Source organism: Frondihabitans cladoniiphilus (genome assembly GCF_039544345.1).
Classification (GTDB): Bacteria; Actinomycetota; Actinomycetes; order Actinomycetales; family Microbacteriaceae; genus Frondihabitans; species Frondihabitans cladoniiphilus.
In genome coordinates this window covers 405,359-426,164 of record NZ_BAABLM010000002.1, presented here as the reverse complement: position 1 = coordinate 426,164, position 20,806 = coordinate 405,359, and the positions used below count along the sequence as shown (strand labels likewise).

Below are 20,806 nucleotides of genomic sequence, written 5' to 3'. Positions count from 1 at the left end.
CGCGCCCGAGTGGCGGTGGACTCCAGAACACGCCGCTCGCTTTCAGCGGGGGCCGCATGTTCTGGAGTCGCCGCGAGGATCCTGCCGCCCGACTCCCGAACAAGCGCCCCGAGACGAACATGAGCGGCGTGTTCTGGAGTCGACGAACGGCGCGGGGACGACGCGCCGCCGAGCTACCTGCCCCCGACCCGGGACCGCCGCCGCAACACCGTCACCAGCACCGCGGCGACGACCAGCGACACCCCGGAGCCCAGCAGCACGGCCAATGTGCCCTCGTCGACGATCTCGTGCGCCGAGGCGAAGGCGAGCTCGTTCATCAGCAGCGACACGGTGAAACCGATGCCTCCGAGCATCGCCACGGTGATCAGCTCTCCGAACGACAGCACCTGCGACCGGCGAGCGGGGTCGGGGTCGCGGAACACCCGCGACGCGACACCCCCCGCGATCGTGATGCCGAGCAGCTTGCCCACCGGCAGCGCGACGACCAGCGCCCAGAAGACCGGGCTGAGCTGCCCGAGCCCGACGCTCGGGAGCACGACTGCGGCGGCTGCGAAGGCGAACAGCGGTAGCACGATCCCGTTCACGAACGGCTCGAGGGCGTGCACGGCCTTGCGGGCGGGCGACAGGGGCAGCACGAGACCCACCGCGACGGCGGCGATGGTCGCGTGCACACCGGAGCGGTAGACGAGGTACCAGGTGACGACGGCCAGGAGGACGACGAGGAGCACGAGCATCCCACGCCTCAGGGAGGACCCGGGACGCCCGAGGAGCCGCCCGACGCCGAACGTGACCGCGACCGACACCACTCCGAGCCCCAGGAAGAGGAGGTTGCTGCCGTGCGTGAAGAACACGGCGATGATGAGGATCGCGATGAGGTCGTCGAGCACGGCGAGCGCCAGGAGGAACACGCGGATCCGCCCCGGCAGCCCCGTGCCGAAGACGGCCAGCACGCCGAGGGCGAAGGCGATGTCGGTGGCGGTCGGAATCGGCCAGCCGCGGCCGTAGGGGCTGCCCGCGGTGAGCAGCAGGTAGACGAGCGCGGGCACGGCCACTCCGCCGACGGCGGCGATTCCGGGCACGAGCGCCTTCTTGACCGAGTCGAGTTCGCCCCGCACCAGTTCGTGTTTGAGATCGACGGCGACGACGAAGAAGAAGAGGGCCAGCAGCCCGTCGGAGACCCAGTGGCCGATCGACAGGTCGAGCCCGATGCCCGGGATCGGCAGATGGGTCGCCTTCAAATCGAGGAGGGCGGGGCCGATGCCGGTGTTGGCCAGCACCAGACCGAGGATCGCCGCAACGAGGAGCAGGGCGGCCGCGGCGCGTTCGGACCGGAAGATCGAGGCCCGGTGCCCCGACGACGCGGCGGAGGCGGAAGACGAGGGAGGGAAAGACGGGGGAGACGAGGTCATGGCAGGCCATTCGGTCGAAGGGGTCGAGGAACGAGCGTCGACCAGGCTTCCCGACTCACCATCGACCAGCCTATCGTGGGCGGGTGACGACGAACCAGGGCGATCCCCTCGACAGGCTGCGCTCCACCGTCGACGAGCTGCTGGATCCCCCCGGCTGCGAGTGGAACCGATCCCAGACCCACGAGACCCTGGTCACCTACCTCGTCGAGGAGACCTTCGAACTGGTCGAGGCGATCGAGGACGGCACCGCAGTCGATCTCCGAGAGGAGCTCGGCGACGTCCTCTACCAGGTGGTGCTGCACGCCGCGATCGCCGAGAGGTCCGGCGAGGGTTTCGGCCTCGACCAGGTGATCGCCGACGCCGACGACAAGACCCGCCGCCGTCACCCCCACGTGTTCGGCTCCGACCACGCGGACGGCGTCGACGACATCGTGCGGCTCTGGTCGGAGGCGAAGGCGCGCGAGAAGGCCTCCCGGAAGAGCGCCTTCGACGGCGTGCCGCTGGGGCTGCCGGCGTTGGCGCGGGCGCAGAAGATCGAGAGCCGCCGCGTGTCGGCGAAGCCCGAAGAGCAGAGCGGGGGATGCACGCCCCCGGCCCTCGACGAAGCCACCACGGAAGCGGAGTGGGGTCTCGCTCTGCTGGCCGAAGTCGATCGGGCGGGCACCCGTGGCTGGGACGCCGAGCGCGCTTTGCGCGGAGCCGTGCGCGCCCGCGAAGCCGCCCTGCGCGAAGCGGAGACGGCAGCGCGCGAAACGGAGACGGCAGCGCGCGAAACGGAGACGGCAGCCCGCGAAACGGAGACGGCAGCCCGCGAAACGGGAACGCCGCAGCACGAGCAGAAATGAGAAAGGCGGGCGCCTCGCAACCCGAATAGCGAGGACCCGCCGCGAGCGGGGGATCAACCCGCCCGGCCCGGCATGACCGGACGTCTCAAGTATATGAGTCAGTGATATTCTAGTCAACAGTCGCTCGCATATCGGTGGGCGATGACCGGTGCTGCCGCCCCCGCGCTGTCGATTTCGGATGACTAGCGTCTGTTATTGTCTTCTTTGCTCGTGGGGGCTGCGTAGGGCGGCCCGGTCCGACGAGAGCACGTGAAGGAGCAACATCCATGCCCCGAAAACCAGATCCCACAAGGAAGCCCGAACTGCTCGGGCAGATCCTCGACCACCTCACCGGTCGAACCCTCGCCACCGTGTCCTTCCGGACCCTGGCCGAAGCGCTCGGGGTGAGCACGTACGTCTTCGTGTATCACTTCGGCAACCGAGCCCAGCTCGTTCAAGAGATCGTGCGGGCCGTCGTCGCTCGTCAGGATCAGGTCCTGGCCCTCGATCCCACTGGGCTCGACGCCGACGAGTGGCAGCAGTTCCTGGAGTCCGCCTGGGCCGAGGTCTCGAGCGACCACAACCGTCAGCTCCAGCGTCTCGAGTTCGAGGCGGCGATGCTCGAGATGGTGGACGGGGATGCGACGGGCATCGCTCGATCGGCCGTCACGCGCTGGCGTCGGGTCACCGTGGCATGGGCGCTGGCGCAGGGGCTCGATCCCGATCGCGCGAACCTCGAGGCCACCCTCTTCGCGGACGCGGTCTACGGGCTGCAGTACGACGCCCTCGCCACCGGCGACACGGAGCGTGTCGCTCGAGCGTTCGCCCTCCAGTCCGCGACTTTCACCGAGCGGGTCTCGACGATGGCGGTCGTAGCCGCCTGATCGTGCACGGCGCCGGCGCAACAGCGCCGGCGCTTTCGTGTGCCCGGCACGCAGAGTGTGCCCGGTCTGCGGATGAGTCGCCGGAAACGCGGATGAATCCTCCGGCACGCAGACGCGCTGCCCCGCGGGCACGCAAGAAAGCGGTGCCCCGCGCTCTCGCGCAGGGCACCGCTGGTCGGGCCCGACCGTCGCCGCAGGGAAGGGACGGTCGGCCCGACGGGGCAAGGCGCGCAACCCGATTCGCGCCCGCCTGTCCCACAAGAGTACTTGAAATGTCAGATACGCGCAAGTCCCGACGGGCGGGCGGGTGTCCTGGATCTGGAAGACTGACCGCATGGCCTCTCCCGTCAACCCTCCCCGTGGCATGCGCGACTTCCTGCCCTCCGAGAAGCGGAAGCGCGACGTCGTCCTCGACGTCATCCGCTCCACCTACCGGTCGTTCGGATTCGACGAGATCGAGACCCCCGTGGTCGAAGACAGTTCGCGTCTGCACGCTGGGCTGGGGGGCGACAACGAGAAGCTCGCCTTCGCCGTCATGAAGCGGGCGCTCGGCCCGGACGACCTCAAGGCCGCCGAGTCGCCGCTCGACCTCGCCGATCTGGGGCTGCGGTTCGACCTCACCGTCCCACTCGCGCGCTTCTACGCCACGCACCGGGCCGAGTTGCCGACGGTGTTCCGCGCGATCCAGATCGCTCCGGTCTGGCGGGCTGAGCGTCCGCAGAAGGGCCGCTACCGCCAGTTCGTGCAGTGCGACATCGACATCATCGGCGAGCCGGGGGCGCTGGCGGAGATCGAGCTGCTCTCCGCGACTTCGGCGGTGCTCACCCGGCTGGGTCTCGTCGGCACGACGATCCGCATCAACGACCGCCGCATCCTCCTCGCCCTGCTCTCGCACTGGAAGGTGCCGATCGACCGGTTCGACCAGGCACTCGTCACGATCGACAAACTCGACAAGATCGGAGTCGACGGCGTCGTCGCCGAGCTCGCCGAGCTCGGGGTGCCGACGTCGGGGCTCGCCGAGCAGCTCGGGCAACTGGCCGAGGCGACGTGGGAGACGGGCGCGACGGCGCCCGACTGGCTCGACGGAGAGGCGTTCCACGACTTGGAGGCCCTGCGGGCCGCGCTGCCCGACGCGAAGCTCGAGTTCGACCCGACCCTCGTCCGCGGCATGGGCTACTACACCGGCACGATCTTCGAGGTCGCTCACCCCGACTTCGGCTACTCCCTCGGCGGTGGCGGTCGATACGACGGCATGATCGGGCGCTTCCTCGGCGCCGACGTGCCCGCGGCTGGTTTCTCGCTCGGCTTCGAGCGTCTCGTCGACCTCGTCGAGGTGCCCGGGCACTCGAGCGACGGCGGTCTCGTGGTCCTGTTCGAGAAGGGCGTCGAGCCGGCCGCGCTCGTGCGGCTCCAGGCCGAGCTCGTGGCGGCAGGCCACTCCCGGGTCCGGATCGACAAGAAGGCGAAGAACCTGACGAACCAGCTCAACGGTCTGACCGAGGCCGGATTCTCGTCGTTCACCGTGGTCCGCGACGCGACCGTCCCCCTGGCCGACCTCGAGATCCGAGACCTGGGCTGACGCCCTCCCACCCCTCCCGTTTGCCCTCGGCGACTAGGATCGACGAGGGCTTTGAGAGCCCGAACACCACAATCTGAAGGAGTCCTCCGTGGCAGCAATCGACGCCGTAGGCGCCCGCGAAATCCTCGACTCGCGGGGCAACCCGACGATCGAGGTCGAAGTCCTGCTCGACGACGGCGTGGTCGCCCGAGCGGCCGTCCCCTCCGGCGCCTCCACCGGCGCCTTCGAGGCCTACGAGCTCCGCGACGGCGACAAGTCCCGCTACCAGGGCAAGGGCGTGCTCAAGGCCGTCGACGCCGTCATCGATGAGATCGGCCCGGCGATCGAGGGCCTCGACGCTACCGACCAGCGCGTCATCGACAAGGCCATGATCGACCTCGACGGCACCGAGAACAAGAAGCGTCTCGGCGCCAACGCCATCCTCGGCGTCTCGCTCGCCGTCGCTCGCGCCGCGGCCGACTCGGCCGACCTCCCGCTGTTCCGCTACGTCGGCGGCCCGAACGCGCACACGCTGCCCGTGCCGATGATGAACGTCATCAACGGCGGTTCGCACGCCGACAGCAACGTCGACATCCAGGAGTTCATGATCCTGCCGATCGGCGCGTCCACGTTCTCCGAGGCCCTGCGCTGGGGCACCGAGACCTACCACGCCCTCAAGAGCGAGCTCAACCAGCAGGGCCTGTCCACCGGCCTCGGCGACGAGGGCGGCTTCGCGCCGAACCTCTCGAGCAACCGCGCCGCTCTCGACCTGCTCGTCGGCGCCATCACCAAGGCCGGCTTCACCCCGGGCAAAGACATCGCGCTCGGCCTCGACGTCGCCTCGAGCGAGTTCTTCAAGAACGGCTCGTACACCTTCGAGGGCGCTGCCAAGTCCGCCGAAGACATGTCGGCCTACTACGAAGAGCTCGTCGCCTCGTACCCGCTCGTCACGATCGAAGACCCGCTCGACGAAGACGACTGGGAGGGCTGGGCGCACCTCACCTCGCTGATCGGCTCCAAGACCCAGATCGTCGGCGACGACCTGTTCGTCACGAACCCGACCCGCCTCGCCCGCGGCATCGACGCCGGCGCCGCCAACGCGCTGCTCGTCAAGGTCAACCAGATCGGCACCCTGACCGAGACCCTCGACGCCGTCGCGCTGGCTCAGCGCTCCGGCTACAAGGCCGTCCTGTCGCACCGCTCCGGCGAGACCGAAGACACCACGATCTCCGACCTGGCCGTCGCCACCGACTCCGGCCAGATCAAGACCGGTGCCCCGGCCCGCTCCGAGCGCGTCGCGAAGTACAACCAGCTCCTCCGCATCGAAGAAGAGCTCGGCGACGCCGCGGTCTACGCCGGCCGCTCGGCCTTCCCGCGCTTCAAGGGCTAGGAGCTCGGTTCCCGAAGGCCCGACGAAGGCCTGACCAGGGGATGCACGTGCCGCTTGTCGGTCCCGTGCATCCCCCGTTTCTCGCTTAGGGTCGAAGCATGCCTCGCGACTCCGCCCCCAAGAATCGCCGCGTGCCCGTCAGCCTTCCGGCGATGGAGACCGCGGCCGGCGGCTGGCTGCGCGGCATGCGGTTCTCGGGCTTCAGCCTGCTGATGCTCGTGATCATCGTGCTGTTCGTGGTGGTGCTCGCCCCCAGCCTCAAGACGCTGATCCAGCAGCAGCAGCAGATCGCGTCGCTCCAGCGGGCCGTCGACGACCAGAAGGCCGACGTCGACTCGCTCAAGTCCGACGTGGCGCGCTGGAACGACCCGGCCTACGTCGAGGCTCAGGCCCGCGACCGTCTGCTCTACGTCTACCCCGGCGAGTACAGCTACCTGGTCATGAACCCGACGAAGGCGACGTCGAGCGGCACTTCGACCTCCACGCCGAGCGGTGCGGCGATCACGAAGGACATCCAGAACCCGAACGTCGACTGGGTGGGCGGGCTGCTCTCGTCGGTCCTCGACGCGGGCCTGACCGACCAGCCGGCCGCGAAACTCGTCGCGCCGAGCATCAAGACGAAGTAGCCCGGGTCGCGCTCGACTCGTCCGTTCCCCGAGAGCGCGAGAGGGGGATGCCCGGGCCCGGTATCGTGGAACTCCCATGACCACGCCGCCCTTCGCCCCCGTCTCCGAGCACGACGTGCTGATCGTCACCAAGCAGCTCGGGCGCCCCGCGCGCGACGTGATCGGCATCGCCGCTCGGTGCGTCTGCGGCAATCCGACCGTGGTCTCCACCAAGCCGCGTCTGGGCGACGGCACCCCGTTCCCGACGCTCTACTACCTCTGCCACCCGGGCGCGACGGCCGCCATCTCGACCCTCGAGGCCACCGGCGTGATGGCCGAGTACACCGAGCTGCTCTCCACCTCTCCCGAGCTGCGCGAGCAGTACCAGGCGGCGCACGAGGCCTACCTGGCCGACCGCGAGAGCATCGAGCACGTCGACGAGATCGCCCACGTCACGGCCGGCGGTATGCCCGAGCGCATCAAGTGCCTGCATGCCCTCGCCGGTCACGCCCTCGCCGCCGGGCCCGGGGTCAACCCGTTCGGCGACCTCGCCCTGGCGCGGGCGACCTGGAGCCCCGACGTCTGCACCTGCCCCGACTACCTGGCCGACACGGCGCCCCTCGACGGGCAGGCCCCGGCCTGACGATGCCCCGACTCCGAGCGCTCTGGGCCTTCGGGGTCGCGACGGCCCTCGTGTTCGCCGCGTCGGTGGTACTCGTGCCCGCCTCGAGCGCCTCCGCGGACTCGATCCGCAGCCGCGAGTACTGGCTCTCCGACTACGGCATCCAACAGGCCTGGAACACCACCGAGGGCCAGGGGGTCACGGTGGCCGTCATCGACACGGGAGTGGACGGCGACGTGCCCGAGTTGCAGGGCGCCGTCGTCGGCGGCACCGACTTCTCGGGGCAGGGCTCGTCGAACGGGCAGACCCCTGTCGGCACGGATTCGTCGCACGGCACGCTCGTCGGCTCGATGCTGGCCGGCCGCGGCACCTCCGCCGACGGCGGGGTCATCGGCGTCGCTCCCCGCGCGAACCTCCTCTCGATCTCGGTCGGCTTCGGCCAGAACGCCACCGACGCCGACGGCCAGATCGCCGAAGCCGTCGTCTGGGCGGTGGACCACGGCGCCAAGGTCATCAACATGTCGCTCACCCGGAACACGCTCGACTGGCCGGTCAGCTGGGACACCGCGTTCCAGTACGCGATGGACCACGGCGTCGTCGTCGTGGCGGCGGCCGGCAACCGGGGGAGCGGCACCGACGAAGTGGGAGCGCCGGCCACGATGCCCGGGGTTCTCGCCGTCGCCGGAGTCGACAAGACGGGCTCGGCCAGCTACGACGCTTCCAGTCAGGGCATCACCATCGGGGTCTCGGCGCCGAGCGAAGACCTCGTGGGGGCGGCTCCCGGCGGGCAGTACCTGCTCTGGCAGGGGACGAGCGGTGCGACGCCGATCGTGGCGGGGGTGGCCGCTCTCGTGTTCGCCGCCCATCCGGGTATCTCGGCCGACGACGTGATCAACCGGATCCTCACGACGGCCGTCCCCAAGGGCAGCCCCACACCCGGCCCGATCTACGGGCACGGGCTCGTCGACGCAGCTGCGGCGGTGACCGCCGACGTGCCCTCCGTCTCGACGAATCCGCTCGGGAGCCTGGCCGACTGGGTGCGCCTGCATCGGCGAGCCGCGGCGACGGCGCAACCCACCGCATCCCCCGATCCCGTCGCCCCGGTGACGGCTCTGCCGACGACAGGTGTCGCCAATAGGGCCGTGGATGCTGGGCAGCCCCTGACAGCGGCCCGGGTGCGCTCCACGGTCGTGCCCGTCGCGGTTTACGCTGTCTTCGGGATCGCATTCCTCGCCGTCGTCATCGGGGCCGTACGGCACTTCAGCAGGCTGCGCAGAAGGCGCTAGCCTGTTCGCTGACCGATTCATACCTAGGAGACCATTTCTCGTGCCCAAAATCCTGATCGTCGGCGGCGGCTACGCCGGTTTCTACACCGCCTGGAAGCTCGAGAAGTGGCTGCACAAGGGCGAGGCCGACGTCACCGTCGTCGACCCGCTGCCGTACATGACCTACCAGCCCTTCCTCCCCGAGGTCGCCGCCGGTTCGATCGAGCCCCGCCACGCCGTGGTGTCGCTGCGTCGCCACCTGACCAAGACGAACGTCGTCACCGCCAAGGTCACGAAGATCGACCACGCGTCGAAGACCGCCACCATCACCCCCGAGATCGGTGACGAGTGGACGATGGAGTACGACCAGATCGTCGTGACCGCCGGTGCCGTGTCGCGCACCTTCCCGATCCCCGGTGTCGCCGACGAAGCCATCGGCCTCAAGACGATCGAAGAGGCCGAGGCCATCCGCGACAAGGTCCTCACCAACTTCCAGAAGGCCGCCAACCTCCCGGCCGGCCCCGAGCGCGACCGCCTGCTGACGACGGTCGTCGTCGGCGGTGGCTTCGCCGGCATCGAGATCTTCGCCGAGCTGCGCAGCTTCGCGACCGACCTCCTCAAGAACTACCCCAACCTCACCATCGACGACACGCACTTCCACCTCGTCGAGGCCATGGGGCGCATCATGCCCGAGGTCACGCTCGAGACCAGCAAGTGGGTGCTCAAGAACCTCGCCGAGCGCCAGGCGATCGTGCACCTCGACACGCAGCTCCAGTCGGCCGTCGGCGGCAAGGTCGAGCTCTCGACCGGCGAGTCGTTCGAATCCGACCTCATCATCTGGACCGCGGGCGTCATGGCCAACCCGGTTGTGCGGAACACCGACTTCCCTCTCGAGCAGCGCGGTCGCATCACCGTGCAGCCCGACCTCCGCGTCATCAACGAAGACGGCACCGTCGTCCCCGACGCCTGGGCCTGCGGCGACGTCGCGGCCACGCCCGACCTCACAGGCGCCGGCGTCGGCGGCTTCTGCGTGCCGAACGCGCAGCACGCCGTGCGCATGGGCAAGCAGCTCGCGAAGAACATCACCGCGGTCCTCCGCGGCGAGAACACGAAGGACTACCGTCACGACAACCTGGGCGCCGTCGCGGGCCTCGGTCTCGGCATCGGCGTCTTCCAGAGCGGCAAGTTCGCCCTCAAGGGCTTCCCGGCCTGGGCCGCGCACCGCGGCTACCACGGCATGGCCATGCCCTCGTACGAGCGCAAGATCCGCGTCATCAGCGGGTGGGCGAACAACTTCTTCCTCGGCCGCGACATCGCCTCGCTCGACAACGTGACGCGCCCGCGCGCCGCGTTCGAGGAGTTCGCCTCGCGTCCGAAGCCCGCCGCTCCGGCTGCACCCGTCGAGGCTCCGGCCGCTCCGGCTCCCGAGATCGGTGCCCCCGCCGGCGAGCCCGGCCCGGCGTACGCGAACCCGGCCGACGGCGAGAAGGCGGCTGCTCCGGCGTCCGCCGCCGAGACCAAGGCCGCCACGACGAAGGCTCCCGCCAAGAAGGCTCCGGCCAAGAAGGCCGCTCCCGTCGGCGAGTAGTCTCCTGTGAACGCCCCGCTCCGACTTCGGTCGGCGCGGGGCGTTCGTGCGTCGGGGCGTTCGTGCGTCGGGGCGCGAGCGCTGGCAGCTCAGGACGAACGGCGCGCCCGAGGCTCTGGCGAGGTCGAGCGCGCCATCCACCCTGAGTTGCCGGCCTGAGGTGCCGACCGCCGAGCGCCGCCCCGTACGCTGGACCCACGCCCCCGTAGCCCAATCGGCAGAGGCAGGCGACTTAAAATCGCTTCAGTCAGGGTTCGAGTCCCTGCGGGGGTACCGATTCGCCGGGCGTATGCTGCCCGCCCGCGGAGCCCGGGGCGCTACGCGTCGTCGACGACGGGCTCGACGTAGCGGGCCCACACCCACGCCGCGACCGCCAGGGCCGCGAAGACCACTGCGGCCGCCACCAGCGGCATGATCGGGAACGCCTCCTGCGGGTCGCCGCCGAGCACGACGCCCGCGGCTGCCACGCCCACGACGGCGAGCCCGACCAGAGTCGAGCGCGACCAGGCCCAGAGGAATCGGCCGGGGAGGGCTCCGAGGGGGATGAGGAGGACGATGAGGGAGCCGAGGCCGGCGAGGCAGACCGTGGCGAGACCCTCCCGCAGGACCTCCACTCCGAACTGACTGGAGGCCGCGGGGACGAGGCCGTGGAGCACCCAGGCGACGAACGACACGAGGGTGAGCGAGGCGAGCTGGACCGTCGCGAGGATGCCACGGAGGCGGACGCGGGCCCGTGCATCCCCCGTTTCGTCGCCTCTGGCGGTGGTCGGACGGGCAGCCGCGCCGGACGCCGGACCGGAAGCTGCGCCAGCCGCGGAGTCGGGCAGGACGGCGGTGTCGGGCACGGCCGCGGACGCCTGCGTGAGGCCGGCTGCGAGCAGCACGCCGAGCACCATCGGCGGATCCAGCGAGAACAGCCGAGTGACCAGGCAGGCCAGGGCGGCCACCGCGAGCATGCGGGGGGAGACGCGGAGACGGAGCACGAGCCCGAGGCGTCGGCCGAGGATCCAGGTGGGGACGACGACGGCGAGGCCGTTGAGTGCCACGAGCCCGAGGACGATCGCCAGCAGCAGGCGGACGTAGCGGAGCTGATTGTCGACGCCGATGGAGAGGGCGACGATGACGGCGCCGCCCGCGATGGTCAACGCCAGCGTCGACGCCGGAGAGAGGACGGGGGAGTCGTCGTCGTCGGTGCGGGCCCGATTGCGGCCGGTGACACGACGGGCGCCCGCGAACAAGCGCGTGCCCCAGGCGCGACTGCCCCGCAGGGTCGACGACACGAGGCGTGTCGGCGCGATGATCAGCACGGCGAAGATCAGCCCGAGCAGGAGCGAGATCGGCCAGGACCATCCCGAGAGGCTCTGGGAGAGCGTCGGCAGGTTGCGACCGAAGCCGGTCGAGGCCGTCCACGACGCGGCGGCCTCCGCATTGGACATGCCGCTCGACGCGCTCGAGCCCCCGGAACCGTCGGCGCCGCCGCCGATCGACCCCGATCCGCCGTGCGCGGTACCGCCCGAGCCGGTCGGGCCCGAGCCCGACGAGCCGCCGCCCGAACCGGGAGCGGCCGGCGCGGTGGACGGAGAGGCCGTGGCGGTCGGCGACGGAGCGCGGCCCTTCGACGTCGGCGAGGGAGAGGACTGGGGCGAGGGCGACGCCCCGGTGCCGGCGGTGGCGAACACGATCGCGACGCCGGTGGAGGGGGGGCCGTAGTTGCCCGCCGGATCGACCTGGGCCGCCTGGACGCTCCGGGTGCCGTCGGGGATCAGCAGGCCGGTGGTGGAGCAGCTCCACTGACCCGCCGTGACCTGCGCGGTGCAGACGGGGTTGCTGTCGACGTAGGTGGTGACCGTCGCGCCGGTCTCGCCGGTGCCGTCGAAGACGAAAGGCTGTTGCGACACGGTCGACCCCGACGAGGGATCGAGCACGACGGGGGCGGACGGGGCCTCGCGGTCGATGACGATCCCCAGGGGAGCGGACGAGCTCGAGACCGGCACCCGGGGGATCGCGGAGGAGGACTGCGTCGCGAGAAGCGTGTACGAGCCGGACGGCACGGCTGCCGCGGGGAGGACGGTCTGCCACGACCCGCTGGACGCCACGGCGACCGTCGTCGACGCGGACGACGCCGACGACCCGAACGAGAGCGTGACCGTCGCCCCGGGATACCCCGTTCCGGCCAGGCGCGCCCCGACGACGACGCCCCCTCCCGTCGTGACGGCCGGCGCGGTCAGCACGGAGAACGTCGCACTCGTCACGTCGGGGAACTGGGTGTCGGTCAGATCGCGGACGGTCAGCGTCTGATTCGCGCCACTCGACAGCTGGGCCGAGCAGGACCAGGACCCGTCGCCGGCGACGGTCGGAGTGCAGAGCGACGACGCGGGATGCACGGGGTCGAGAACCCGGAGGCTCGCGCCGGGCGTCCCGCCGCCCGACAGGGTCGTCGAGCTCGAGTTCGAGTCGGGCACCACGATCGTCGGCGCCACCGCCGCCGGAGTCGGCGTCGGGGAGGGGGAGACCACCTTCGTCGGCGGCGTCGTGGCTGCAGGCGCCGCTTCGGCGGGGGCCGCCGCGAACAGGAGAGCCGACAGGGCCAGGCTCGCGATCACCGTCGCCCCGGTGGCGACCGCCAACGCTGTCAGCCCGGGTGCACGACGGCGTCGCCCGCCGCCGGGGGCCGCGAAGCGTGTCGAACTAGGGGTCGTGTCGGTTAGCACTGTCACCCAGTAAGCCAAGACTCGGGGGACAAGTCAATCCGCCGCGAGGATGAGGCCAGCAATCGTAAGGGAATCGAGATCTGTGCGCCCACGTGAGTTCGCTCCGAAAATGCCCAGCCGGCTCCAAGGGGTCTGCAAGTCCAATTAGAGTGATTGCCGGATCGACAAGGAGCTCGCACAACATGGATTCCGCCCTCGTAGGCATCATCATCGCCGTCGTCGTGATTCTGATCATCATCGGCATCTATTTCTGGGCGACGTACAACTCCCTGGTGAAGCTGAAGGTCAGGGTCGACGAGGCCTGGAGCGACATCACCGTGCAGTTGAAGCGGCGCGCCGACCTGATCCCCAACATCATCGAGTCGGTGAAGGGCTACGCCTCGCACGAGTCGGGCGTCTTCGAGAACGTCACCCGAGCACGGGCGGAGACGCTCTCTGCCACGTCACCGGCCGAGGCGACGGCGGCCGAGACGCACATGCAGAAGTCGCTCAAGAGCATCTTCGCCGTGGCGGAGTCGTACCCGCAGCTCCAGGCGAGCCAGAACTTCCTCCAGCTGCAGTCCGAGCTCGTGGATTCCGAGGACAAGATCCAGGGTGCGCGCCGCTTCTACAACGGGGGCATCCGCGAGTTCAACACGAAGACCAAGACCTTCCCGAACACGCTCATCTCGAAGCGGCTGGGCTTCGAGGCCGGCGACTTCTTCGAGGTGGGCGAGCCCTCGGCCATCGCCGAGCCGCCGCGCGTCCAGTTCTGATCCATCCCCGGGCCGGTAACCGACCATGTACAGCGCCGTCGCGAAGAACAAGCGCAACACCGTCTTCATCATCCTGATCTTCCTGGTGATCATCGGCGGTCTCGGGTTCGCGGCGTCCGCCTTGGCGGGCAACCCCTCCATCGGTTTCACCGTGCTGGTCATCGCAGCTCTCTACGCCCTCGTCCAGTACTTCTTCGCCGGCCGCCAGGCGATCTCGATCAGCCACGGTCAGCGCATCGACCAGGCCACCGAACCCCGTCTCTGGCGCACCGTCGAGAACCTCTCCATCACGATGGGCATACCGATGCCGGAGGTGTACGTGGTGGTCGACCCGGCCCCCAACGCCTTCGCGACCGGGCGCGATCCTCAGCACGCGGTCGTGGCCGCCACCGCGGGGCTCCTCCAGATCATGGACGACTCCGAACTGCAGGGCGTCATGGCGCACGAGATGGGCCACGTGAAGAACTACGACATCCGCGTCTCCACGATCGTCTTCGGCCTCGTCGTGGCCGTCGGGTTCCTCGCTGACGTCCTGCTCCGCCTGTCGTTCTTCGGGGCGGTGTTCGGCGGCAACAACGACCGGCGCGACAACAACGGCAACGGCGGCGGGGGCAATCCGATCCTGATCGTGCTGGGTCTCGCGGCCATGGTCGTGGCGCCGCTCGCGGCCGCCGGGGTGCAGGCCGCCGTCTCTCGTCAGCGCGAGTACCTCGCCGATGCCACGGGCGCCCTGACGACCCGCTACCCGGAGGGGTTGGCCCGCGCGCTCGAGAAGCTCGAGGCCTACGGCCGCCCGATGCAGTCGCAGAACTCGTCGACGGCGCACCTCTGGATCAGCGACCCGATGCGGCCGAGCGCGATGGCACGCCTGTTCAGCACGCACCCGCCGCTGCCTGACCGCATCGCCCGGCTGCGCGGCAGCGTCGACACGTTCTGACGGCGAGCGTCAGCGGCCGAGCGCCGGCGGCCGAGCGTCAGCGACCGGTCGCCGCCACGGCCGGCCGGAGCTCTGAGGCCAGGTCGCCGCGGTCGACGACCTCGACGGACCCGAGCCCCTGCCACGCAGCCGTCCGATGCAGGAGCGCCGCCAACCTCTCGACGTCGACGACTTGCCCGGTCTCGTGCCAGGCGGCCTGCACCCGGAGGACGCCGGCCTGCCGATCGCTCTTGAGGTCGACCCGGCCCACCAGAGAGTCGCCCTGAAGGACCGGCAGTACGTAGTAGCCGAACACCCGCTGCGGCTGCGGCGTGTAGATCTCGATGCGGTAGTGGAAGCCGAACAGCCGCTCGGTCCGCGTTCGCTCCCAGACGACCGGGTCGAAGGGCGACAGAAGGGCGTCGGCGTCGATACGGCGGGGGATGCGCGCCTCACGATGCAGGAACGCCCGCTTCTTCCAGCCGGCCACCTCGACCGGCAGCACCTCGCCCGCGTCGACGAGGGCTTCGAGGGCCGGCGCCGCGTCGCGGGTCTTGAGGCGGAAGTAGTCGGCGAGGTCGGAGAGGGTGCCGACGCCATGGGCACGGGAGGCGCGGCGCATCAGCTCGCGGTGGGCGTCGGCGGGGTCGACGACGCGATCGAGGACGCTCGCCGGGAGGACCTGCTCGGGAAGCGCGTAGGTGCGCTCGAACCGGGTCCGGCCGGCGCTCACCACGTCGCCCGTGCGGAAGAGCACCTCGAGCCCGCGTTTGACGTCGCTCCAGCCCCACCAGGGGCCCCGCCGGACGTTGGACTCGTGCTCGATGGCGCTGGCGGGAAGAGGCCCCGAGGCGCGCAGCTCGTCGACGAGCCAGGTGAGCATCGGCCGGTTGGCGTTCGCCCAGGACGACTCGTCGCTTGCGTACTCGGAACGGAAGCGCTCCATCTTCCAGCGCCAGAGCGGCCAGTCGACGATCGGCAGGAACGCCGCCTCGTGAGCCCAGTACTCGGTGTAACGACCCGTGCGGGCGAATGTCAGGCGATCGAGCAGGGCGCGGTCATAGGAGCCGAGCCGCGCGTAGAGCGGCAGATAGTGGCTGCGCTCGAAGACGTTGACGGAGTCGATCTGCAGCAGCCCCAGCCGGTCGACGGCGAGGTTGAGCTGGCGGGTGCCGACGTCGCGGGGCTCGGCGCCGAAGCCCTGGGCGGCGAGCGCGATACGGCGAGCGAGGGCGGGGGAGAGGTCGGACGGCGGCACGTCGAAAGCGTAGACGGGGCCACCGACAGGAGGCGTGCATCCCCCGTTTCCCGCTGTTTCGTCGCGCTCCGTCTCGGTTCGGAAGGCCCCTAGACTTGCCGCATGCTGTCGCCCGATCGCGGTGCCGACGCGCCGCCGTCGGCGCAGAGCCCGGCCCCCTCGTCGTGGAGAGCCGACGACTCGGTGCCGCAGCCGGTCCGCATCGCCGCGGCGTGGGCCTGGCGAATCGTCGCGTTCGCCGCCGTCGGCTTCCTGTTCGTCTATCTGGTCGTGCATCTGGCAGTGATCGTGATCCCGCTGATGGTGGCCCTGCTGCTGTCGGCGCTGCTCGTGCCCCTCTCCGCCTTCCTCCAGCGGCACCGGTGGCCCAAGTGGCTCGCCATCGTCTCGGCCATCGTGGCGGTCCTCGTGGTGCTTGCCGGGCTCTCGGTGCTCGTCACGACGCAGATCCAGCACGGGCTGCCCGAGCTCCTCAAGCAGAGCGACGAGTCGTACCGGGCCGTGCGCCACTACCTCCACGGCGCCCCGTTCCATCTCTCGACGCACCAGCTCACCGGCTACTACCGCGACGCCGTCCAGGCGGTGCAGTCCAACAGCGGCACGCTCGTATCGAGCGCCGTCTCGTTCGGCTCGTCGTTCGGACGTTTCGTCACGGGGCTGCTGCTCACCGTGTTCGCCACGATCATCCTGCTGATCGACGGCGGCGGGGTGTGGCGCTGGACGGTCCGGCTCTTTCCTCGCAAGGCGCGCGCCGCGGTCGACGGGGCGGGTCGAGCCGGGTGGCTGACCCTCACCACGTTCGTAAAGGTGCAGATCTTCGTGGCCGTCGTCAACGCGGTCGGCATCGGCGTGGTGGCCGAGATCCTGCGCATCCCCCTGGCCATCCCCCTCGCGGTCGCGGTGTTCCTCGGCTCGTTCATCCCGGTCGTCGGAGCCGTGGTGACGGGCGCCATCGCCGTGTTCGTCGCGCTGCTCTACAACGGCCCGTTCGTGGCCCTGCTCATGCTCGCGGGCGTCCTGGCCGTGCACCTGCTCGAGGGGCATGTCCTGCAGCCCCTCGTGATGGGGAGCGCCGTTCGCGTGCATCCCCTGGCCGTCGTCTTCGCCGTCGCGGCGGGCGCCTACCTGGCGGACGTGCCCGGCGCGCTCTTCGCGGTGCCGGTCGTCGCGACGGTGAACGTGATGGTGAAATCCGTGGCCTCGGGCCACTGGCGGGAGAATCCCAGCCCCGCCGACGACGATGTGGTGCCGCGCCGATCCGCGGCCCCAGAAGGAGAGACCTCGAATGTCTGACCTCCCCGTGAAAGACCTGACGCTGCCGGGCCCGACCCTGGCCGATTTCGAGGATGCCCGGGCTCGCGTCTCGCAGGTCGTCCACGTCACCCCGATGGAGACCTCGTCGTTCCTGTCGGAGTACCTCGGGTCGCCGGTCTACCTGAAGTGCGAGAACCTGCAGCGCACTGGCTCGTACAAGATCCGCGGCGCCTACAACCGCCTGTCACGGCTCGACGCCGACGAGAAACGGAACGGCGTCGTCGCCGCGTCCGCGGGAAACCACGCACAGGGCGTCGCTCTCGCCGCCCGTGAGCTGGGCATCAAGGCGACGATCTTCATGCCCCTCGGCGTGGCCCTACCGAAGCTGCAGGCGACGCGCGACTACGGCGCCGACGTGGTGCTCAGCGGCCACTCGGTCGAAGAGGCTCTGCGGGCGGCGTCCGAGTTCTCCGAGACGACGGGTGCCGTCTTCATCCCACCGTTCGACCACCCGGACGTCATCGCCGGGCAGGGCACTCTCGGTCTCGAGATCCTGGAGCAGGTCCCGGACGTCGAGACCATCATCGTCTCGATCGGCGGCGGCGGGCTCGCGTCGGGCGTGGCCAGTGCGGTGACGCAGGTGCGGGCGCAGACGGGTGGCGTGATCCGGGTCATCGGGGTCCAGGCGGCGAACTCGGCGCCCTACGCGCTCTCGATGAAGCTCGGCGAACTCACCAGTGTCGTGTCGACCCCGACGATCGCCGACGGAATCGCCGTGTCGAAGCCGGGTGTGCTCAACTTCGAGATCGTGCGGCGGGTCGTCGACGAGGTGGTCACGGTGCAGGACGACGACACCGCGCGGGCGATCCTGGTGCTGCTCGAGCGCGCCAAGCAGGTCGTCGAGCCGGCCGGGGCCGTCGGGGTCGCCGCCGTGCTGACCGATCAGGTCCGGGCGCTCGGCAAGACCGTGATCATCCTGTCGGGAGGCAACATCGATCCGCTCATGATGGAGCGTGTGATCAGCCGCGGGCTCGCCGCGTCCGACCGCTACCTGCACTTCCGGGTGATGCTGCCCGATCGCCCGGGTCAGCTGTCGCGGGTGTCGGAGATCATCTCCGAGGTCAACGCCAACGTCGTCGAGGTGCTGCACACCCGGCACGGACGCGGTCTGCAGATCTCGGAGGTCGAGCTCGAGTTGAGCGTGGAGACCCGCGGGCCCGACCACGCCGAGCAGGTGCTCGATCGGCTGCGCGAGGCGGGCTTCACGCCCGTGATCGCCGACAGCTGAGCCGCCCTGCTCGCGGAAAACGGGCGATTTCACGGGAAACGGGCCGCTTGAACGGCGCGCCATCCGTGAAATCGCCCGTTTTCGGGCTTCGGGCTCCGAGCTACCGGCTTCGAGCTACCGGCTTAGAGCTACCGGCTTCGAGCTATGCGGAGTAGGGCTCGACCGCGGTGATCTCCACCGTGATCTCTTTGCCGTTGGGTGCCGTGTAGCTCGTGGTGGTGCCGGCGCTCTTGCCATTGATGGCCTCGCCGAGCGGGCTGGTCTCGCTGTAGACGGTCAGGTCGCTGCCGGGGGCGATGATCTCGCGGTTGCCGAGCAGGAATCGCGACGGGTCGCCCGCGATGGTGGCCGTGACGACGGTGCCCGGGCTGACGACGCCGGCCGCGGCGGTCGACTCGGAGACCGTGGCCGTCTTGAGCAGGTTGATGAGGGTGCGGATGCGCGCCTCGATCTTGGCCTGCTCGTCTTTGGCGGCGTGGTAGCCGCCGTTCTCCTTCAGGTCGCCCTCGTCGCGGGCGGCGGAGATGCGCGCGACGATCTCGTCACGGCCGCTCGTGCTCAGCGTCTCGAGCTCGGCGACGAGGCGGTCGTGGGCCTCTTGCGACAACCAGGTGGTGGATTCGGTGTTGCTCATGAAGTCTCCTACCAAAGCAAGAGACCGGCCGTGTGGCCGGTCTCGGTGGTGAATCAGACGAGTTTACGGGAGCCAGCACTTGTCGATCAAGCCCGTCACACCCCGGCTGGTGGTCTTGATGTCGGTCGTGTAGACGTTCGACGATTGCGAGGACGCGGGGAAGTCGACGACCTTCCAGCCGACCACGTCGAAGCCCGAGTTGAGCACCTCGATGGAGCAGTCGACCCGGGTGCCGGCGTCGACGCTGATCTCGGAGGTGACCGTGGCGTTGTTCGCGTCGTGGATCACGTAGCCGGCGTCGTTGGAGTCGATCGACGCACTCGTCCCGTCGAACGCGGCGAAGATCACCCAGGCGCCGAAGACGACCACGATGCCGCCGCCGACGATGATCGCGATGACGCGGCGGCGGAGACGGAAGCTCCGGGTGCGGCCGTAGCGCTCGTCGAGCTTGCTGTCCTGTCGCGCACCGACGTTGCGGGCGTTGTCGGGACGAGCTGTGCCGGTCGGCGTGGGCGCCACTGTCGAACTCCTCCGTTTATCCTTGAGGACAGGTTAGCAACGCTGGCCGTGACAGAAATCCGAGGGCCCCGGTGCGATCCCCATCCGAACAGCACGCTGCCCGGCGTCTCCTCGCCGTGCACGCGCATCCCGACGACGAGTCGAGCAAGGGCTCGGCCACCTATGCGCACTACCGGGCGCTCGGCGACGAGGTCCTCGTCGTCAGCTGCACCGGCGGCGAACAGGGGTCGATCCTCAACGAGCACCTCGTGCCCCGAGCGCGCGCCGAGCGCGACATCGCCGGACTCCGATTCGACGAGATGGCCGCCGCCCAGGCCGTCATGGACATCGATCACGTCTGGCTCGGTTATCACGACTCCGGGCTTCCGGCCGAGGGCGAGCCCGTGGCCGTCAACTCGTTCTCCACGATCCCGCTGGCGATCTCGGCCGAGCCGCTGGTGCGCATCATCCGCCGGTTCAAGCCGCAGGTCCTGGTCACGTACGACGAAAACGGCGGCTACCCGCACCCCGACCACATCCGCACGCACGAGATCTCGATGTACGCCGCCGAAGCCGCGGCCGACCCCGCGCGCTACCCGGACGCCGGTCCCGCGTGGGAGATCGCGAAGATCTACTACGACCGGATCATGAACGCCTCCCGCATGAACGCGATCAAGGCGCAGCTCGAACTCGAAGAGCCCGACTCCGAGGCCCTGCTCAAGATGAAGGACATGATGCAGCGCTTCGAGGAGCGCCCCGACCCGTCGACCTCGCGGGTCGACGTGTCCGACTCCTTCGCGATCCGCGACCGGGCCCTCCTGTCGCACGCGAGCCAGGTCGCGCCCGACAGCTTCTTCTTCCTGTGGTCGATCGACCTGCAGGCGCGGGCCTGGCCCACCGAGGACTTCCAGCTCGTCAAGGCGACGGTCGAGACCAGCCTTCCCGAGACCGATCTGTTCGCGGGGATATCCGAAAGTTCCGAGTCATGAGCATCGCAGCGTCCCTCACCATCCTGTCCAGCCACCTGATCACGATCCTCGCCGAGACGAGCGACCCGAGCACCAATCCGCCCAAGGCCCCCGACGACAACCTCGTCACGCCCGGCGTGTGGGGATTCATCGCGATCTTCGCGGTGGGTGTGGCCACGGTCGCTCTCGTCGTCGACATGACCCGCCGGGTCCGCCGCACTCGGTATCGCGGCGAGATCCGCGAGCAGATCGAACTCGAGCGCCAGGAGGCCGCCCGCGAGGCCGCCGGCCTCGACGACGAGTTCCGCGACGGCTTCGACGCCGAGGGCCGGCCGCTCGACCGGTAGCCCGCGATCGGGTGCGACCGCTGGCCCGCGAT

The 20,806-nt window shown here is 69.8% G+C and carries 19 protein-coding genes and 1 tRNA gene; 15 read left to right on the top strand and 5 right to left on the bottom strand.

Annotated elements, in window-relative coordinates; genetic code table 11:
* Window positions 1-173: 173 nt before the first annotated feature.
* Window positions 174-1,409: a Na+/H+ antiporter NhaA gene (gene nhaA / locus ABEA39_RS07005; RefSeq protein WP_345374781.1), complete on the bottom strand. Its 1,236-nt coding sequence runs from the start codon at window positions 1,407-1,409 to the stop codon at window positions 174-176.
* A gap of 83 nt (window positions 1,410-1,492) precedes the next feature.
* Between nhaA and ABEA39_RS07000 the strand changes: the two genes are divergently transcribed.
* From ABEA39_RS07000 to ABEA39_RS06960, 9 genes are all read left to right on the top strand, one after another.
* On the top strand, window positions 1,493-2,254 hold the full coding sequence (locus ABEA39_RS07000; protein ID WP_345374780.1) for a MazG nucleotide pyrophosphohydrolase domain-containing protein: 762 nt from the start codon (window positions 1,493-1,495) through the stop codon (window positions 2,252-2,254).
* A gap of 266 nt (window positions 2,255-2,520) precedes the next feature.
* A complete protein-coding gene (locus ABEA39_RS06995) occupies window positions 2,521-3,117 on the top strand; it encodes a TetR/AcrR family transcriptional regulator (protein ID WP_345374779.1) in 597 nt (198 codons plus the stop codon).
* A 334-nt stretch (window positions 3,118-3,451) separates the two neighbouring features.
* Complete coding sequence (gene hisS, locus ABEA39_RS06990; protein WP_345374777.1) at window positions 3,452-4,696, top strand: histidine--tRNA ligase; 1,245 nt, start codon at window positions 3,452-3,454, stop codon at window positions 4,694-4,696.
* Between the two features lie 88 nt (window positions 4,697-4,784).
* On the top strand, window positions 4,785-6,065 hold the full coding sequence (eno, locus tag ABEA39_RS06985) for a phosphopyruvate hydratase (RefSeq protein WP_345374775.1): 1,281 nt from the start codon (window positions 4,785-4,787) through the stop codon (window positions 6,063-6,065).
* Between the two features lie 98 nt (window positions 6,066-6,163).
* Complete coding sequence (locus tag ABEA39_RS06980) at window positions 6,164-6,691, top strand: septum formation initiator family protein (RefSeq protein WP_345374773.1); 528 nt, start codon at window positions 6,164-6,166, stop codon at window positions 6,689-6,691.
* 76 nt (window positions 6,692-6,767) lie between these two features.
* The gene (locus ABEA39_RS06975; protein ID WP_345374771.1) at window positions 6,768-7,313 is read left to right on the top strand and encodes a DUF501 domain-containing protein; all 546 of its coding nucleotides are present in this window, start codon (window positions 6,768-6,770) and stop codon (window positions 7,311-7,313) included.
* A 2-nt stretch (window positions 7,314-7,315) separates the two neighbouring features.
* Window positions 7,316-8,578 carry a S8 family peptidase gene (locus tag ABEA39_RS06970; RefSeq protein ID WP_345374769.1) on the top strand — a complete coding sequence of 421 codons (1,263 nt, stop codon included), beginning with the start codon at window positions 7,316-7,318 and terminating at the stop codon, window positions 8,576-8,578.
* Window positions 8,579-8,618: 40 nt separating this feature from the next.
* Window positions 8,619-10,145 carry an NAD(P)/FAD-dependent oxidoreductase gene (locus tag ABEA39_RS06965; protein WP_345374737.1) on the top strand — a complete coding sequence of 509 codons (1,527 nt, stop codon included), beginning with the start codon at window positions 8,619-8,621 and terminating at the stop codon, window positions 10,143-10,145.
* Between the two features lie 199 nt (window positions 10,146-10,344).
* A tRNA-Leu gene (locus ABEA39_RS06960) sits at window positions 10,345-10,418 on the top strand.
* Window positions 10,419-10,462: 44 nt separating this feature from the next.
* Here ABEA39_RS06960 and ABEA39_RS06955 read toward each other — a convergent pair.
* Entirely contained in the window at window positions 10,463-12,772 is a 2,310-nt protein-coding gene (locus ABEA39_RS06955; RefSeq protein WP_345374735.1) for a hypothetical protein, read from the bottom strand.
* Window positions 12,773-13,038: 266 nt separating this feature from the next.
* On the opposite strand from ABEA39_RS06955, the gene ABEA39_RS06950 reads away from it, so the two are divergent.
* Window positions 13,039-13,611, top strand: coding sequence for a LemA family protein (locus ABEA39_RS06950; protein ID WP_345374732.1), 573 nt, complete (start codon window positions 13,039-13,041; stop codon window positions 13,609-13,611).
* Window positions 13,612-13,636: 25 nt separating this feature from the next.
* Entirely contained in the window at window positions 13,637-14,548 is a 912-nt protein-coding gene (locus tag ABEA39_RS06945; protein WP_345374730.1) for a M48 family metallopeptidase, read from the top strand.
* A 37-nt stretch (window positions 14,549-14,585) separates the two neighbouring features.
* Here ABEA39_RS06945 and ABEA39_RS06940 read toward each other — a convergent pair whose 3' ends face one another.
* Window positions 14,586-15,785 carry a winged helix-turn-helix domain-containing protein gene (locus ABEA39_RS06940; RefSeq protein WP_345374728.1) on the bottom strand — a complete coding sequence of 400 codons (1,200 nt, stop codon included), beginning with the start codon at window positions 15,783-15,785 and terminating at the stop codon, window positions 14,586-14,588.
* Between the two features lie 102 nt (window positions 15,786-15,887).
* On the opposite strand from ABEA39_RS06940, the gene ABEA39_RS06935 reads away from it, so the two are divergent.
* Window positions 15,888-17,078, top strand: a complete 1,191-nt coding sequence (locus ABEA39_RS06935) for an AI-2E family transporter (RefSeq protein ID WP_345374725.1) — start codon at window positions 15,888-15,890, stop codon at window positions 17,076-17,078.
* Complete coding sequence (gene ilvA / locus ABEA39_RS06930; protein WP_345374722.1) at window positions 17,071-18,327, top strand: threonine ammonia-lyase; 1,257 nt, start codon at window positions 17,071-17,073, stop codon at window positions 18,325-18,327. The genes ABEA39_RS06935 and ilvA overlap by 8 nt, the downstream gene beginning before the upstream one ends.
* Before the next feature lie 142 nt (window positions 18,328-18,469).
* On the opposite strand, the gene greA is transcribed toward ilvA, so the two are convergent.
* A complete protein-coding gene (gene greA, locus ABEA39_RS06925; protein ID WP_345374720.1) occupies window positions 18,470-18,961 on the bottom strand; it encodes a transcription elongation factor GreA in 492 nt (163 codons plus the stop codon).
* A gap of 63 nt (window positions 18,962-19,024) precedes the next feature.
* Window positions 19,025-19,480 carry a DUF4307 domain-containing protein gene (locus ABEA39_RS06920; protein WP_345374718.1) on the bottom strand — a complete coding sequence of 152 codons (456 nt, stop codon included), beginning with the start codon at window positions 19,478-19,480 and terminating at the stop codon, window positions 19,025-19,027.
* A gap of 71 nt (window positions 19,481-19,551) precedes the next feature.
* Here ABEA39_RS06920 and mca point away from each other — a divergent pair, with 71 nt between their 5' ends.
* On the top strand, window positions 19,552-20,448 hold the full coding sequence (gene mca / locus ABEA39_RS06915; RefSeq protein ID WP_345374716.1) for a mycothiol conjugate amidase Mca: 897 nt from the start codon (window positions 19,552-19,554) through the stop codon (window positions 20,446-20,448).
* Window positions 20,445-20,774 carry a hypothetical protein gene (locus tag ABEA39_RS06910; RefSeq protein WP_345374714.1) on the top strand — a complete coding sequence of 110 codons (330 nt, stop codon included), beginning with the start codon at window positions 20,445-20,447 and terminating at the stop codon, window positions 20,772-20,774. Before mca ends, ABEA39_RS06910 begins: the two co-directional genes overlap by 4 nt.
* Window positions 20,775-20,806: the final 32 nt, after the last annotated feature.